Source organism: Terrihabitans rhizophilus (assembly GCF_033898525.1).
In the GTDB taxonomy this organism is placed as follows: domain Bacteria; phylum Pseudomonadota; class Alphaproteobacteria; order Rhizobiales; family Methylopilaceae; genus Flaviflagellibacter; species Flaviflagellibacter rhizophilus.
Map to the genome: position 1 here is coordinate 1 of NZ_JAXAFJ010000016.1, position 16,957 is coordinate 16,957.

Genomic DNA, 16,957 nt, shown 5'->3' on the forward strand with positions numbered 1-16,957 from the left:
GGAGAAGCTGCGCTTCGCCATCCGTGAAGGCGGCCGCACGGTTGGAGCAGGGGTCGTGGCTTCGATCATCGAATGATCGAAGCGGTGCCCCGTAGCGACAGCCGCATTCATAGTGCTCAAGTGCGGAACACCGCACTTGAGATCGGCGCCGGCGTCGTCGCAAGCATCATCGAGTAATCAACATCGCACTGGCCGGAACCTCCCGGCCGGTGCAGCCTTTCCGGGGATCGCACTTGAATTCGGGCGGGGTGCGTGTTTTAAGCGCCCACCCAACGCGGTCTCCGTGTAGGAGTGTAGCTCAACTGGTCAGAGCACCGGTCTCCAAAACCGGGGGTTGGGGGTTCGAGTCCCTCCACTCCTGCCATCCGGCAGGATCCTCAGGCAGCGCGGGCCTGACGCGCAAGCGTCGAACGCGCAATGTGAACACCAAGAGGCTGCGCCTTATCGGCCGGTCTCTTTTAGTCGTGACAAAGAGGCCATGGCAGACCCCGTCAAGTTCTTTCAGGAAGTCCGCACGGAAACAGCCAAGGTGGTTTGGCCGAGCCGTCGCGAGACCCTCATAACCACGGCCATGGTGTTCGTTTTCGCGATCATCGCTTCCGTTTTCTTCCTCCTGGTCGATCAGGTGCTGCGCATCGCTGTGACCTTCATTCTCGGCGTGGGGCAGTAAGCAGAGATGGCAAAGCGCTGGTACATCGTTCACGCCTATTCCAACTTCGAGAAGAAGGTGGCTGACGCGATCCGCGAGAACGCCGAGCAGCGCGGTCTCGGCGGCCTGTTCGAAGACATTCTCGTCCCGACCGAAAAGGTCGTCGAAGTGCGCCGCGGCCGTAAGGTCGATGCCGAGCGCAAGTTCTTCCCCGGCTATGTGCTGGTGAAGATGGACATGACGGACGAGGCCTACCACCTCATCAAGAACACTCCGAAGGTGACGGGCTTTCTGGGCGCGGACAACCGCCCCACGCCCATCTCCGAGGCAGAGGCGATGCGCATCGTCCAGCAGGTCCAGGAAGGTGTCGAGCGGCCGAAGCCCTCCATCTCCTTCGAGATCGGCGAGCAAGTGCGCGTGTCCGACGGTCCGTTCGCATCGTTCAACGGCATCGTCGAGGAAGTCGACGAGGGCCGCGCCCGCCTCAAGGTGGCTGTGTCCATCTTCGGTCGCGCCACTCCTGTGGAACTCGAATACGGGCAGGTCGAGAAGACCTGATCCGCAACCGCCTCTTACGAGGCGGGCATGCGTGGGAGGAGGGCCCCGGTACGCCAACCGGGTCACCCGAACCGAACCACGAACACAGCGCCGGCCATGCGCCGGCACAATGTGAGGTAAGACATGGCGAAGAAAGTATCAGGCTATATCAAGCTGCAGGTTAAGGCCGGGTCGGCCAATCCGTCCCCGCCGATCGGCCCTGCACTCGGCCAGCGCGGCCTCAACATCATGGAATTCTGCAAGGCGTTCAACGCGCAGACCGCCCAGATCGAAAAGGGCACGCCGATTCCGGTGGTGATCACGGCCTATCAGGACCGCTCGTTCACCTTCGTCATGAAGTCGCCCCCGATGAGCCACTTCCTGAAGACGGCTGCGAAAGTCGGCAAGGGCTCCCAGACCCCCGGTAAGGGCGCCACCGCCGGGTCCATCACGCGCGCGCAGATCCGTGAGATCGCCGAGCAGAAGATGAAGGACCTGAATGCCACGACCGTCGAGGCGGCCGCGAGCATGGTTGAAGGCTCCGCCCGGTCTATGGGCCTCGCAGTGGTGGAGGGCTGAACATGGCAAAGATTGGCAAGCGCATCGCCAAGGCCCGCGAAGGCATCGATGCAACGAAGCTGGTTGGTCTCGACGAGGCCATCAAGCTGCTGAAGGAAAAGGCCACGGCGAAGTTCGACGAGACCGTCGAAGTGTCGCTGAACCTGGGCGTTGATCCGCGCCACGCCGACCAGATGGTCCGTGGCGTCTGCAACCTGCCGAACGGTTCCGGCCGCACGATGCGCGTGGCGGTGTTCGCTCGCGGCGCAAAGGCCGATGAGGCCCGTGAAGCCGGTGCTGATGTCGTCGGTGCGGAAGACCTGCTCGAGACGGTCCAGGGCGGCACGATCAACTTTGATCGCTGCATCGCGACCCCGGATCTGATGCCGCTGGTCGGCCGTCTCGGCAAGGTGCTCGGCCCGCGCGGCCTGATGCCGAACCCGAAGGTTGGCACGGTCACCATGGACGTGAAGGCTGCTGTCGCTGCCGCCAAGGGTGGCGCCGTGGAGTTCCGCGTCGAGAAGGCTGGCATCATCCATGCCGGCATCGGCAAGGCGAGCTTCGACGCCCAGAAACTGTCCGAGAACATTCGCGCCTTTGCAGACGCGGTGGTCAAGGCCAAGCCGGCTGGCGCGAAGGGCACCTATCTTCAGAAGGTCGCCATCAGCTCTACGATGGGCCCGGGCATCCGCGTCGAGCCGTCGACGGTTCTCGTCTGATCCAAAATCATGCCGCGCCGGCTGAAAAACCCTGCGCGGCATGGAACAATTTCGTGATTCCTGCGTGCTGAGGGGTGACGAACCGTTATCGGTCTCGTATAAAGCCCTTTGCGTCCGCTGATGTCGGCGCAATCTACAATTTAGAAATTCTGCCCGGTAATCCGGGTGGAGTGAGGGAGGGCGCAAGCCCTCCTTAGTCCTGTCCGAGACTGCAGGTGCCGCGGCAGCCGCCGGGGTTTAAATCGCAAGAGCCAGCACAGACGGGTAAGAGCAGTTCTGGGGCAAGTCCCCATTCGGTTCGAACCTCTAGCACCTCCTGTCTCCGCGCATGCGGGGCTGAAGGGACAGGGCACAAAGGGCTGTCTGCTGGTTTTTGGCAGGCAGCAAGTGCACCCGGCGGTGGGATCATCGGTCCCTCCGTCTGACTGGAGAGAGCGCGTGGATCGTGCGGAAAAGCGTGAATCGGTCGCGCAACTGAGCCAGGTGTTCCAGAACACCGGGGTCGTTGTCGTTGCCCATTATTCGGGGCTTTCGGTGTCCCAGCTGACGCTGCTTCGGCGGCAGATGCAGGAAGCCGGCGCAACCCTGAAGGTCGCCAAGAACCGCCTCGCCAAAATCGCTCTCGAAGGCACTGACGTCGCTCACCTCGGGAACCTGCTCACAGGTCCCACGGTCCTCGCCTACAGCGATGACCCGGTGGCTGCGACGAAGGTCGTCGTCAACTTCGCCCGCGGAAACGACAAGCTCGTTATCCTCGGCGGAGCTCTGGGAACGACCTCCCTGAATGCAGACGGAGTTAAGGCGCTTGCCACACTTCCGTCGCTCGACGAACTGCGCGCGAAGATTGTCGGCCTGGTCCAGGCTCCGGCAACCAAGCTTGCACAGCTGTCGACCGCGCCCGCTGCGAAGCTCGCGCGCGTGTTCGGGGCATATGCCGACCGAGACGCGGCCTGAGGCCGTTCCCCAAAACATCTTGTTCGAACCGTAAGGAATACCCATATGGCTGATCTGTCCAAGCTCGTTGACGAGCTTTCCAACCTGACCGTTCTCGAAGCTGCCGAGCTCGCCAAGCTTCTCGAAGAGAAGTGGGGCGTGTCCGCTGCTGCGGCTGTTGCCGTTGCTGCTCCTGCTGGCGGCGGCGCTGCTGCTCCGGCTGCTGAAGAGCAGACCGAGTTCACCGTGATCCTCGCCGCCTTCGGCGAGAAGAAGATCGAAGTGATCAAGGAAATCCGCGCTATCACGGGCCTCGGCCTGAAGGAAGCCAAGGATCTCGTTGAAGCCGCTCCGAAGGCCGTCAAGGAAGGCGTGTCCAAGGACGAGGCTGCCAAGCTCAAGGAGACCCTTGAGAAGGTTGGCGCCAAGGTCGAGATCAAGTAATTGCCGCGCGGCGCTTCTGCGCCGCCGCACCAGTTGCTCCCGGGTGCCCCGTGCATCCGGGAAGCACGGCTTCAGGTGGTCCCGATGAGACGGGATAGCCGGAGGCGCTGACGGAATACAGGCTGCGGGGCTGCGTCCGGAAGGGCGTACGCGACGCGGCTTTTTGGCCCTTGAGGGGCCGCAATTCGAGGACCCCCGGGTCCGCCCTGCTGGCCTTCCAGGCGCGTGGGGAAGCGAGAGCGAAGCGAGAGACGCCACATGGCTCAGACGTTCACCGGCCGCAAACGTGTCCGCAAGTCCTTCGGCAAGATCGCCGAAGTTGCGGAGATGCCGAACCTGATCGAGGTTCAGAAGGCATCCTACGATCAGTTCCTGCAGATCGACTACACGGCGGAGCAGCGGACGGACGAGGGCCTGCATTCGGTTTTCAAGTCTGTGTTCCCGATCTCCGACTTCGCCAACACGGCCATGCTGGAGTTCGTGAAGTACGAGTTCGAGCAGCCGAAATACGACGTGGACGAGTGCCGCCAGCGCAGCATGACCTTTGCCGCGCCGCTGAAGGTGACCCTGCGCCTGATCGTGTTCGATGTCGACGAGGAGACCGGCGCCAAGTCCGTCAAGGACATCAAGGAGCAGGACGTCTACATGGGCGACATGCCGCTCATGACCATGAACGGCACCTTCATCGTCAATGGCACCGAGCGCGTCATCGTTTCTCAGATGCACCGTTCGCCGGGCGTGTTCTTCGACCACGACCGCGGCAAGACGCATGCCTCCGGCAAGCTCCTGTTCGCTGCCCGCATCATCCCTTATCGCGGTTCGTGGCTCGACATCGAGTTCGACGCCAAGGACATCGTCTACGCGCGCATCGACCGGAAGCGTAAGATCCCGGTGACGTCGCTGCTCTACGCCCTTGGCCTCGACAGTGAAGAGATCCTCGCGACCTTCTACAACAAGATCGAATACCAGAAGTCCGGCGACGGCTGGCGCATGCCCTACCTCGCAGAGCGCATGAAGGGCTTCAAGGCGACCGTCGATCTCGTTGACGCGGACACCGGCGAAGTCGTCCTGGAAGCCGGCAAGAAGCTGACTGTTCGCGCCGCGCGGCAACTCGCCGAAAAGGGCGTGAAGTCGCTGCGCGTTACGGCCGAGGATCTGATCGGCAGCTATGTCGCCGAGGATCTGGTGAACGAGCAGACCGGCGAAATCTACGTCGAAGCCGGTGAAGAGATCACCGACAAGACGTTGAAGACCTTCGACGAAATCGGCCAGAACGATATCGAGGTTCTCGACATCGACCACGTGAACATCGGCGGTTACATCCGCAACACGCTGGCGGCCGACAAGAACACGGGCCGCGACGGTGCGCTGTTCGACATCTACCGTGTCATGCGCCCGGGTGAGCCCCCGACCACCGACACCGCCCAGGCGATGTTCCAGTCGCTGTTCTTCGATGGCGAGCGCTACGACCTCTCGGCCGTCGGCCGCGTGAAGATGAACATGCGCCTCGACCTCGACGCGCCTGACACCCAGCGCACGCTCCGCCGCGAGGATATCCTTGCGGTCATCAAGACGCTGGTGGACCTGCGTGACGGCCGCGGCGAGATCGACGACATCGACCATCTCGGCAACCGCCGCGTTCGCTCCGTCGGCGAGCTGATGGAGAATCAGTACCGCGTCGGCCTGCTCCGCATGGAGCGCGCTATCAAGGAGCGCATGTCCTCGGTCGAGATCGACACGGTCATGCCGCAGGACCTGATCAACGCCAAGCCGGCTGCTGCCGCCGTGCGTGAGTTCTTCGGATCCTCGCAGCTGTCGCAGTTCATGGACCAGACCAACCCGCTGTCGGAGATCACGCACAAGCGCCGTCTCTCGGCACTTGGACCAGGTGGTCTGACGCGCGAGCGCGCCGGCTTCGAAGTGCGCGACGTGCACCCGACGCATTACGGCCGTATCTGCCCGATCGAAACGCCCGAAGGCCCGAATATCGGCCTCATCAACTCGCTGGCCACGTTTGCGCGTGTCAACAAGTACGGCTTCATCGAGAGCCCGTACCGCAAGGTCGTGGATGGCAAGGTCACGGACGATGTCGCGTATCTGTCGGCTGTCGAGGAGAGCAAGTACACGGTCGCACAGGCCAATTCGGCCATCGATGCTGACGGCCGCCTGACGGAGGACCTTGTGGTCTGCCGCCATGCCGGCGACGTGACCCTGATCCCGGCCGACCGTGTCGACCTCATGGACGTCTCTCCGAAGCAGCTGGTCTCGGTGGCCGCGGCGCTCATCCCGTTCCTCGAGAACGACGACGCGAACCGTGCTCTCATGGGCTCCAACATGCAGCGCCAGGCGGTTCCGCTGGTGCGCTCGCAGGCGCCTCTTGTCGGCACCGGCATGGAAGCCGTCGTGGCGCGTGACTCGGGTGCAGCCATCGCGGCTCGCCGCGCCGGCGTCGTCGATCAGGTGGACGCAACCCGCATCGTCATCCGGGCGGACGAAACCGACCCGGCCCGTCCTGGCGTCGACATCTACAACCTGATGAAGTTCCAGCGTTCGAACCAGTCGACCTGCATCAACCAGCGTCCGCTGGTGAAGGTGGGCGAGCGGGTTCACCGCGGCGACATCGTGGCTGACGGTCCTTCGACCGATCTCGGCGAACTGGCGCTCGGCCGCAACGTGCTCGTCGCGTTCATGCCGTGGAATGGCTACAACTTCGAGGACTCGATCCTTCTCTCCGAGAAGATCGTCTCGGACGACGTCTTCACCTCGATCCACATCGAGGAATTCGAAGTCGCCGCCCGTGACACGAAGCTCGGCCCAGAGGAGATCACGCGCGATATTCCGAACGTTTCGGAAGAGGCGCTGAAGAACCTCGACGAGTCCGGCGTTGTCTATATCGGCGCTGAAGTCCGCGCCGGTGACATCCTGTGCGGCAAGATCACGCCGAAGGGCGAGAGCCCGATGACGCCGGAGGAGAAGCTTCTCCGCGCCATCTTCGGCGAGAAGGCGTCCGATGTTCGCGACACCTCGCTCCGCGTGCCCCCGGGCGTGCAGGGCACGGTGGTGGAAGTCCGCGTGTTCAACCGCCACGGCGTCGAGAAGGACGAACGTGCGCTGGCCATCGAACGCGAGGAAATCGAGCGTCTTGCTAAGGACCGTGACGACGAACTCGCGATCCTCGACCGCAACGTCTATGCGCGTCTCGGCGAAGTGCTGAACGGCCAGACCGGTGTCGCGGGCCCGAAGGGCTTTAAGAAGGAGACCGTGCTGAGCCGCGAGGCTTTGGACGAGTATCCGCGCTCCCAGTGGTGGATGTTCGCCGTCGGCGAAGATCGCGTCATGAGCGAGCTCGAAGCCATGCGCAAGCAGTACGACGAGTCGAAGAAGCGGCTGGAACAGCGCTTCCTCGACAAGGTCGAGAAGCTGCAGCGCGGCGACGAACTGCCTCCGGGCGTCATGAAGTCGGTCAAGGTCTTCGTCGCCGTGAAGCGCAAGATCCAGCCGGGCGACAAGATGGCCGGACGTCACGGCAACAAGGGTGTCGTGTCGCGCATCGTGCCGGTCGAAGACATGCCGTTCCTGGCTGACGGGACCAATGTCGACATCGTGCTGAACCCGCTCGGCGTGCCGAGCCGCATGAATGTCGGGCAGATCCTCGAGACGCATCTGGGCTGGGCATGCGCCGGACTTGGATTGCAGATCGGGCGCGCCATCGAAGCCTATAAGGCCGGTGCTGGCTCGCAGGAGCTTCTGGGCAAGCTGCATGAGGTGTATGGCGACGACGAGACTGTGAAGTCGATGTCGGACGATGAGCTGATCGAGATGTCGGAGAACCTGCGCAAGGGTGTTCCGATCGCGACCCCGGTGTTCGACGGTGCCAAGGAAGCCGATATCGAGCGGCACTTGAAGATGGCCGGCCTCAACGAGACCGGGCAGTCCACGGTGTTCGACGGCCGTACGGGCGATCAGTTCGATCGTCAGGTCACGGTTGGCTACATCTACATGCTGAAGCTGCACCATCTGGTGGACGACAAGATCCATGCTCGTTCCATCGGTCCGTACTCGCTCGTTACCCAGCAGCCGCTGGGCGGAAAGGCGCAGTTCGGTGGCCAGCGCTTCGGCGAGATGGAGGTGTGGGCCCTCGAGGCCTACGGCGCGGCATACACCTTGCAGGAGATGCTGACGGTGAAGTCGGACGACGTTGCCGGCCGTACCAAGGTCTACGAGGCGATCGTTCGCGGCGACGACACCTTCGAGGCCGGCATTCCCGAGAGCTTCAACGTCCTCGTCAAGGAGATGCGTTCGCTCGGTCTCAACGTGGATCTCACGGCCACGAACCGTCAGGTCCCCCCGGCCGACGCGGCCGAGTGATCATCGCGCTCTTCGCAGGAAGAGCCTTGGGGTGAGGGGCTAACCCTCACCCGGCCGCCTCAGGCGGCTTGACCTTTCTCCGCCGGAGTTAGGTGACACCGATTTGCCGGCGGATGGCAGGGCCTGGTCCCACAGTCCGCAACGAGGAGAAGAAGATGAATCAGGAAGTGATGAATCTTTTCAACACGGCAGCGCCGGCTCCGACCTTCGATCAGATCAAGATCTCGATCTCGAGCCCGGAGAAGATTCTTTCCTGGTCTTTCGGCGAAATCAAGAAGCCGGAAACGATCAACTATCGGACGTTCAAGCCAGAACGTGACGGCCTGTTTTGCGCGCGCATCTTTGGTCCCATCAAGGACTATGAGTGCCTGTGCGGCAAGTACAAGCGGATGAAGTACAAGGGCGTCATCTGCGAGAAGTGCGGCGTCGAAGTTACCCTGTCGCGCGTCCGGCGCGAGCGCATGGGCCACATCGAGCTCGCGGCTCCGGTTGCGCATATCTGGTTCCTGAAGTCGCTGCCGAGCCGTATCGGGCTTCTGCTCGATATGACGCTGCGCGACCTCGAAGCCATCCTGTACTTCGAGAAGTATGTCGTCCTCGAGCCGGGCCTGACGCCGCTCAAGGACCGCCAGCTGCTGACCGAGGAAGAGTACATCACCGCTCAGGACGAGTTTGGTGAGGACAGCTTCACGGCTCAGATCGGCGCGGAAGCGATCCGCGAGATCCTGAAGGCAATGGATCTCAACAAGATCGCCGAGGATCTGCGGAACGACATCGGCCAGACCGACTCGGACATCAAAAAGAAGAAGTTCGCCAAGCGGCTGAAGATCGTCGAAGCCTTCGTCGAATCCGGCAACAAGCCGGAATGGATGATCCTGACCGTCGTGCCGGTGATCCCGCCGGACCTGCGCCCGCTCGTCCCCCTCGACGGCGGCCGCTTCGCGACCTCGGACCTGAACGACCTCTATCGCCGCGTCATCAACCGTAACAACCGCTTGAAGCGCCTGATCGAGCTGCGCGCGCCGGACATCATCATCCGCAACGAAAAGCGGATGCTGCAGGAGTCGGTCGACGCACTGTTCGACAACGGCCGCCGCGGCCGCGTGATCACGGGCGTCAACAAGCGCCCGCTGAAGTCGCTCGCCGACATGCTGAAGGGCAAGCAGGGCCGGTTCCGCCAGAACCTGCTCGGCAAGCGCGTCGATTATTCCGGCCGTTCGGTCATCGTGGTCGGTCCCGAGCTGAAGCTGCACCAGTGTGGTCTTCCCAAAAAGATGGCGCTGGAGCTGTTCAAGCCGTTCATCTATGCGCGTCTCGACGCCAAGGGCCTGGCCACTACGGTCAAGCAGGCGAAGAAGCTCGTGGAGAAGGAGAAGCCCGAGGTTTGGGATATCCTGGACGAGGTCATCCGCGAGCACCCGGTGCTGCTGAACCGCGCTCCGACGCTCCATCGGCTTGGCATCCAGGCCTTCGAGCCGACACTGATCGAAGGCAAGGCAATCCAGCTGCACCCGCTCGTCTGCTCGGCGTTCAACGCCGACTTCGACGGCGACCAGATGGCCGTGCACGTTCCGCTGTCGCTTGAGGCGCAGCTGGAAGCCCGCGTGCTGATGATGTCGACCAACAACATCCTGCATCCGGCGAACGGTCTTCCGATCATCGTGCCGTCGCAGGATATTGTGCTGGGCCTCTACTACCTCTCCATCGTTCGCGATGGTGCGGAAGGTGAGGGCATGATCTTCTCCGATATGGGCGAAGTGGAGCACGCGCTCTTCCACAAGAAGGTTACGCTGCACTCCAAGATCAAGGGGCGGTATGCCGGCGTCGACGAGAACGGCGAGACGGTCACCAAGGTCTACGAGACCACTCCCGGCCGCATGATGCTTGGCCAGCTGCTGCCGAAGAATGCCAAGGTTCCGTTCGACGTCGTGAACAAGCTCATGACGAAGAAGGAAATCTCCAACATGATCGACACGGTGTATCGCCACTGCGGTCAGAAGGAGACGGTGATCTTCTGCGACCGGGCGATGGCGCTCGGTTTCCACAACGCGTTCAAGGCGGGCATCTCGTTCGGCAAGGATGACATGGTCATCCCGGACACCAAGGCGAAGATCGTCGAGACGACCCGCACGCTCGCCAAGGAATACGAGCAGCAGTACCAGGATGGCCTGATCACCCAGGGCGAGAAGTACAACAAGGTGGTCGATGCCTGGGCCAAGTGCACGGACAAGATCGCCGAAGAGATGATGGGCCGCATTTCGGCCGTCCAGAAGGATGAGAACGGCGCCGACAAGCAGATCAACTCGATCTACATGATGGCCCATTCCGGTGCGCGTGGTTCGCCCGCGCAGATGAAGCAGCTTGCCGGTATGCGAGGCCTCATGGCCAAGCCGTCGGGCGAGATCATCGAGACCCCGATCATCTCGAACTTCAAGGAAGGCCTGTCGGTTCTCGAATACTTCAACTCGACCCATGGCGCCCGTAAGGGCCTTGCGGACACCGCGCTGAAGACCGCGAACTCGGGCTATCTGACCCGGCGTCTCGTCGACGTGGCGCAGGACTGCATCATCACGGAGTCGAGCTGTGGCACCGACGAGGGCATCCGTGTCCGCGCGGTTGTCGATGCCGGACAGATCGTGGCGACGCTTGGCATGCGCGTGCTGGGCCGCACCACGGCCGAGGACGTCATCCAGGCTTCCACCGGTGATGTGATCGTTCCGGCGAAGACGCTGATCAGCGAAGCTGATGTGGAGCGTATTGCGAAGGCCGGCATCCAGGAGATCAAGATCCTCTCGGTGCTGACCTGCGAGACCAAGGTCGGCGTGTGCGCCATGTGCTACGGCCGCGATCTCGCGCGCGGCACGCCCGTCAATCACGGCGAGGCTGTCGGCGTCATCGCCGCGCAGTCGATCGGCGAGCCGGGTACGCAGCTCACCATGCGCACGTTCCACATCGGCGGCACGGCGCAGCTGGCGGACACCTCGTTCCTCGAGTCGAGCTTCGAGGGCGTCATCCGCATGCGCAACCGCAATGCGGCGCGGAACAGCGAAGGCGACCTGATCGTGATGGGCCGCAACGTCCAGATCGTGGTCGAGGACGCCGATGGCACGGAGCGTGCAACGCACCGCCTGCTTTACGGTGCCAAGCTGCGCGTGGACGAGGGCGACGCCATCAAGCGTGGCCAGCGCATCGCGGAGTGGGACCCCTACACCCGTCCTATCGTGACGGAAGTGGACGGTTTTGCCGATTTCGAGGATCTCGTTGAGGGCGCGTCCGTCACCGAGACCACCGACGAGGCGACAGGCATCACCAAGCGTGTCGTGCTTGATTGGCGGACCTCGAGCCGCAACCAGGACCTGAAGCCTGCCATCGTGATCAAGGATCAGGACGGCAAGATCCTGCGCACGCCGAAGGGCGGCGAGGCTCGTTACCTGCTGCCGGCGGAGGCCATCATCTCGGTCAATCCGAACGGCAAGGTGCAGGGCGGCGACATCGTTGCGCGTATCCCGACGGAGAGCGCCAAGACCCGCGACATCACGGGCGGTCTGCCGCGCGTGGCGGAGCTGTTCGAGGCACGCAAGCCGAAGGACGCGGCGATCATCGCCGAGGTCTCCGGTACGATCCAGTTCGGCAAGGACTACAAGAACAAGCGTCGCCTCACGATCCAGCCTCACGAGGATGGCGTAGACGCGGTCGAGTACCTGATCCCGAAGGGCAAGCACATCTATCTGCAGGACGGCGACGTCGTGGAGAAGGGTGACTACATCGTCGACGGCAATCCGGCACCGCACGACATCCTGGCCATCAAGGGCGTGGAGGCACTCGCGGCCTACCTCGTCAACGAGATCCAGGACGTCTACCGGCTGCAGGGCGTGCAGATCAACGACAAGCACATCGAGGTGATCGTTCGCCAGATGCTGCAGAAGGTCGAGATCGACGATGCCGGAGACACCGATCTGATCGTCAACGAGCAGGTCGACCGGATGGAGCTCGACGAGATTAACGAGAAGATGGTGGGCGAGGGCAAGAAGCCGGCAAGCGGCAAGCCTGTCCTGCTCGGCATCACGAAGGCCTCGCTGCAGACGCGATCCTTCATCTCGGCGGCCTCCTTCCAGGAAACGACCCGCGTGCTGACCGAAGCCGCCGTCAACGGCAAGTCGGACACGCTGGAAGGCCTCAAGGAGAACGTCATCGTGGGTCGCCTCATCCCCGCTGGCACCGGTGCTGTGATGAACCGCATCCGCGAAGTGGCGACCCATCGCGACGACCTCATCGTTGCGCAGCAGAACGCGGACGCGCAGCGCGCCTCCGCAGGCCGCGCGGCAATGATCGAGGGGCCTGCCGAGTAATCGGCGACAGCGCATCGAAAGGGCTGCCCTCACCGGCAGCCCTTTTTTGTTTCAAACAGCATCAGGAGAGCCGCATGAAGACCCGCACTCTTGGAGGAAGGCTCCAGGTCTCCGCAATCGGACTTGGTTGCATGGGCATGAGCTTTGCCTATGGCGGCCAGGAAGAGCCCGATGCCATCAACACGCTGCGCAAGGCCTTCGACCTGGGCATCAACTTCTTCGACACGGCCGAGATTTATGGTCCGTATGAGAATGAAAAGCTCGTCGGCAAGGCTTTGAAGGGCATTCGCGATCAGGTCGTGATCGCCACCAAGTTCGGCTTCCGCTTCGACGAAGCCGGCAAAACGCTGGGCGCCAATGGCCGCCCTGAAAACGTGAAGGCGGTGGCCGAGGCATCGTTGAAGCGGCTCGGCATCGACGTCATCGATCTCTACTACCAGCATCGCGTGGATCCCGACGTCGCAATCGAGGAGACCGTCGGTGCCATGGCCGATCTGGTTCGCGAGGGGAAGGTGAGGGCGCTTGGCCTCTCCGAGGCGGGTGCCGCCAGCATCCGCCGGGCTCATGCGGTGCACCCGATTACCGCTTTGCAATCCGAGTACTCGCTCGCGACACGTGATCCGGAGAACGAGATCCTTCCGCTCTGCCGGGAACTGGGGATCAGCTTCGTCCCGTTCAGTCCTCTCGCGCGCGGCCTGCTGTCAGGTACGATCCGCGACACCTCGGCTCTGTCCGCGGATGATGCGCGGCGGAATTACCCGCGCTTCTCGGGCGACAACCTCGGCAAGAACCTGTCACTCGTCGATCGTCTGAACGAGATCGCGAACCGGAAGGGCTGCACGACCGCACAGCTGGCGCTCGCGTGGGTGCTTCACCAAGGCGACGACATCGTGCCGATTCCCGGTGCACGGCGGCTGGCGAATCTCCAGGACAACGCCGCCGCCGCAGACATCAGTCTCGATTCTGCTGACCTGAAGGCCATAGACGACGCGTTTCCGGCGCACGCGATGCTTGGAGAGCGATACGGAGCTGCCGCTTTGGCCATGGTGAACAAGTAAACGGCGCCTTTACCCTCTGTCGTGGCCGAAAGGGGTTGACGACAGTGAGGTGAAAAAGTACAAGCCCGGTACTCCAGCAGGCAGGTAGGTTCTGTCGTCTCATCGCAACAGCGAAGAGCCATCTAACCTAAACCTCTGCTGAAACAAGTTTATTGGTCCTTGGATAACAAGACCGCCGCGTGCTTGACGCGTGGTGGTCCTCTGTCTGGGCAATCGCCCGCTGCCTCTTCGAAGGTCAGCTGGGCGATGTTTGTGTTTGCAGCGCTATGCGCTTGGGAAGAAAAGGCGAACGATGCCGACAATCAGTCAGCTGATCCGCAAGCCGCGGCAGGCGCCCGTATACCGCGAGAAGGCACGCCATCTCGAGGCCTGCCCGCAGAAGCGCGGCGTGTGCACTCGCGTTTATACGACGACCCCGAAGAAGCCGAACTCGGCGCTTCGTAAGGTTGCCAAGGTGCGTCTCACCAATGGCTTCGAAGTCATCGGCTACATTCCGGGTGAAGGTCATAACCTTCAGGAGCATTCGGTGGTCATGATCCGCGGCGGCCGCGTCAAGGATCTGCCCGGCGTGCGCTACCACATCCTTCGCGGCGTTCTGGATACCCAGGGCGTCAAGAACCGCAAGCAGCGCCGTTCGAAGTACGGCGTGAAGCGTCCGAAGTAAGGGAAAGCGTCCATGTCGCGCCGCCATCGTGCCGAGCGCCGGGAGATCATCCCGGACCCCAAGTTTGGTGACATCGTGCTCACCAAGTTCATGAACTGCATCATGGAAGACGGTAAGAAGTCCGTCGCCGAGACGATCGTCTATGGCGCCTTCGACACCGTCGAAAGCCGTGCGAAGCAGAACCCCATCGAGGTGTTTCACGCTGCGCTCGACAATGTTGCCCCGTCCGTCGAAGTGCGTTCGCGCCGCGTCGGTGGTGCGACCTACCAGGTTCCGGTCGAGGTTCGCCCCGATCGTCGCCAGGCTCTTGCGATCCGCTGGCTGATCATTGCCGCCCGGGCCCGCAACGAAAAGACCATGGTCGACAAGCTGTCGGCTGAACTTCTCGACGCTGCCAACAATCGTGGCACCGCCGTGAAGAAGCGCGAAGACACGCACCGGATGGCCGACGCCAACCGCGCGTTCTCGCACTACCGCTGGTAAGACTGTTCGAAGGACCCGATCATGGCCCGTATCCATAAAATCGAGGACTACCGTAACTTCGGCATCATGGCGCACATCGACGCCGGGAAGACGACGACTACGGAGCGGATCCTCTTCTTCACTGGTAAGAGCCACAAGATCGGCGAAGTCCATGAAGGCGCTGCCACCATGGACTGGATGGAGCAGGAGCAGGAGCGCGGCATCACGATTACGTCCGCCGCGACGACCGCTTTCTGGAAGGACAAGCGCCTCAACATCATCGACACCCCCGGGCACGTCGACTTCACGATCGAAGTCGAGCGTTCGCTGCGCGTGCTCGACGGCGCTGTGTGCGTTCTCGACTCCAACCAGGGTGTGGAACCGCAGACCGAGACGGTTTGGCGCCAGGGCGATAAGTACCGCGTGCCGCGCATTGTCTTCTGCAACAAGATGGACAAGACGGGCGCCGACTTCTTCAAGTGCCTCGATGACATCGTGAAGCGTCTTGGTGCGCGTCCGATTGCGATCCAGCTGCCGATGGGCTCGGAAGCCGATTTCCGCGGCGTGATCGATCTCGTGCAGATGAAGGCGATCGTCTGGGAGAGCAACGACACCGCAGTCAACGCCTCGACCCCGCCGAAGCTCATGGACATTCCGGAGAGCTACCAGGCTCAGGCAGCTGAGTACCGTTCCAAGCTCGTCGAAGCGGCTGTCGAAGTCGATGACGCGGTCATGGAAGCGTATCTCGATGGCACTGAGCCCGATGAGGCAACTCTGAAGCGGATGATCCGCAAGGCCGTGCTGAACAGCACGTTCTATCCGGTGCTTTGCGGAACGGCCTTCAAGAACAAGGGCGTGCAGCCGTTGCTAGACGCGGTTGTCGACTACCTGCCTTCGCCGCTCGACGTTCCCCCGATCAAGGGTATCGATCCGCGCAATGACGACGAAGTGGTGCGTCTGTCTTCCGACAGCGAGCCGCTTGCGCTGCTCGGCTTCAAGATCATGGACGATCCGTTCGTCGGCACCATCACGTTCTGCCGCATCTACTCCGGCAAGCTTGAGACGGGCGCCAACCTGATCAACTCGACGCGCGACAAGAAAGAGCGCATCGGCCGCATGCTGCTGATGCACGCCAACAATCGCGAAGACATCAAGGAAGCCTATGCCGGCGACATCGTCGCTCTGGCTGGTCTGAAGGAAGTTCGCACGGGTGACACCCTTTGCGACCCCCTGAAGCCCGTCATCCTCGAGCGCATGGAATTCCCGGAGCCGGTCATCGAGATCGCGATCGAGCCGAAGTCCAAGGCCGACCAGGAGAAGCTGGGCACTGCGCTCCACAAGATGGCTGCGGAGGATCCGTCCTTCCGTGTGTCCACCGACCAGGAGAGCGGCCAGACCATTCTCAAGGGCATGGGCGAGCTTCACCTCGACATCAAGGTCGACATTCTGCGCCGTACCTACAAGGTGGACGCGAACATCGGTGCGCCGCAGGTTGCGTACCGTGAGCGCATCTCCCGCAAGGTCGAGATCGACTACACCCACAAGAAGCAGACCGGCGGTACCGGTCAGTTTGCCCGGGTGAAGTTCAACATCGAGCCGAACGAAGTCGGCAAGGGCTTTGAGTTCTCGTCCAAGATCGTCGGCGGTGCTGTTCCGAAGGAATATCTGCCAGGCGTCGAAAAGGGCCTGAACTCGGTGCTCGGCGCTGGCGTGGTCGCGGGCTTCCCGGTCGTCGACCTCAAGGTCGAGCTGATCGACGGCGCCTACCATGAGGTTGACTCGTCGGCCCTCGCCTTCGAAATCGCCTCGCGTGCCGCTCTTCGTGAGGGCCTCCAGAAGGGCAACTCCGTCCTGCTCGAGCCGATCATGAAGGTAGAGGTCGTGACGCCTGAAGAATATACCGGCTCGGTCATCGGCGACCTGAACTCCCGTCGCGGCCAGATCCTCGGTCAGGACATGCGCGGCAACGCGAACGTCGTGAACGCGATGGTCCCGCTGGCCAATATGTTCGGCTATGTCAGCCAGCTGCGTTCGTTCAGCCAGGGCCGCGCCCAGTTCACGATGCAGTTCGATCATTACGAGCAGGTGCCCGCGCACATCGCTCAGGAGGTTCAGGCGAAGTTCGCCTGAATCCCGCACCCGCAAATCTAGAGAACACGGAAACGGAAGCCCGCCATGGCCAAAGAGAAGTTTTCGCGGAACAAGCCGCACTGCAA

General features: G+C 62.3%; 13 protein-coding genes and 1 tRNA gene. All 14 read left to right on the top strand.

Translation table 11 applies throughout. The annotated features are described in order from the left end of the window. Window positions 1–76 (top strand): EF-Tu C-terminal domain-related protein (locus SCD90_RS16410; RefSeq protein ID WP_159731174.1); only part of this gene is annotated, 76 nt, incomplete at its 5' end. Window positions 77–287: 211 nt separating this feature from the next. After that, window positions 288–364 (top strand) — tRNA-Trp (locus SCD90_RS16415). A gap of 114 nt (window positions 365–478) precedes the next feature. Continuing rightward, complete coding sequence (gene secE / locus SCD90_RS16420; RefSeq protein WP_319845798.1) at window positions 479–670, top strand: preprotein translocase subunit SecE; 192 nt, start codon at window positions 479–481, stop codon at window positions 668–670. Window positions 671–676: 6 nt separating this feature from the next. Continuing rightward, the gene (nusG, locus tag SCD90_RS16425; protein WP_319845799.1) at window positions 677–1,207 is read left to right on the top strand and encodes a transcription termination/antitermination protein NusG; all 531 of its coding nucleotides are present in this window, start codon (window positions 677–679) and stop codon (window positions 1,205–1,207) included. Window positions 1,208–1,330: 123 nt separating this feature from the next. Beyond that, window positions 1,331–1,765 carry a 50S ribosomal protein L11 gene (rplK, locus tag SCD90_RS16430; protein ID WP_319845800.1) on the top strand — a complete coding sequence of 145 codons (435 nt, stop codon included), beginning with the start codon at window positions 1,331–1,333 and terminating at the stop codon, window positions 1,763–1,765. 2 nt (window positions 1,766–1,767) lie between these two features. Beyond that, window positions 1,768–2,463, top strand: a complete 696-nt coding sequence (gene rplA / locus SCD90_RS16435; RefSeq protein WP_319845801.1) for a 50S ribosomal protein L1 — start codon at window positions 1,768–1,770, stop codon at window positions 2,461–2,463. A gap of 438 nt (window positions 2,464–2,901) precedes the next feature. Further along, window positions 2,902–3,417 carry a 50S ribosomal protein L10 gene (gene rplJ, locus SCD90_RS16440; RefSeq protein WP_319845802.1) on the top strand — a complete coding sequence of 172 codons (516 nt, stop codon included), beginning with the start codon at window positions 2,902–2,904 and terminating at the stop codon, window positions 3,415–3,417. A 45-nt stretch (window positions 3,418–3,462) separates the two neighbouring features. Continuing rightward, the gene (gene rplL, locus SCD90_RS16445) at window positions 3,463–3,840 is read left to right on the top strand and encodes a 50S ribosomal protein L7/L12 (RefSeq protein ID WP_319845803.1); all 378 of its coding nucleotides are present in this window, start codon (window positions 3,463–3,465) and stop codon (window positions 3,838–3,840) included. Between the two features lie 258 nt (window positions 3,841–4,098). Continuing rightward, on the top strand, window positions 4,099–8,208 hold the full coding sequence (gene rpoB / locus SCD90_RS16450) for a DNA-directed RNA polymerase subunit beta (RefSeq protein WP_319845804.1): 4,110 nt from the start codon (window positions 4,099–4,101) through the stop codon (window positions 8,206–8,208). Window positions 8,209–8,363: 155 nt separating this feature from the next. Then, window positions 8,364–12,557, top strand: coding sequence for a DNA-directed RNA polymerase subunit beta' (gene rpoC, locus SCD90_RS16455; protein ID WP_319845805.1), 4,194 nt, complete (start codon window positions 8,364–8,366; stop codon window positions 12,555–12,557). A gap of 74 nt (window positions 12,558–12,631) precedes the next feature. Then, the gene (locus SCD90_RS16460) at window positions 12,632–13,615 is read left to right on the top strand and encodes an aldo/keto reductase (protein ID WP_319845806.1); all 984 of its coding nucleotides are present in this window, start codon (window positions 12,632–12,634) and stop codon (window positions 13,613–13,615) included. A gap of 292 nt (window positions 13,616–13,907) precedes the next feature. Then, window positions 13,908–14,279 (top strand): 30S ribosomal protein S12, encoded by a 372-nt coding sequence (gene rpsL / locus SCD90_RS16465; RefSeq protein WP_114958747.1) that lies wholly within the window; start codon window positions 13,908–13,910, stop codon window positions 14,277–14,279. A 12-nt stretch (window positions 14,280–14,291) separates the two neighbouring features. Continuing rightward, complete coding sequence (gene rpsG / locus SCD90_RS16470) at window positions 14,292–14,762, top strand: 30S ribosomal protein S7 (protein ID WP_319845807.1); 471 nt, start codon at window positions 14,292–14,294, stop codon at window positions 14,760–14,762. Window positions 14,763–14,783: 21 nt separating this feature from the next. Next, window positions 14,784–16,871, top strand: coding sequence for an elongation factor G (gene fusA / locus SCD90_RS16475; protein WP_319845808.1), 2,088 nt, complete (start codon window positions 14,784–14,786; stop codon window positions 16,869–16,871). The last annotated feature ends 86 nt before the right edge of the window (window positions 16,872–16,957 follow it).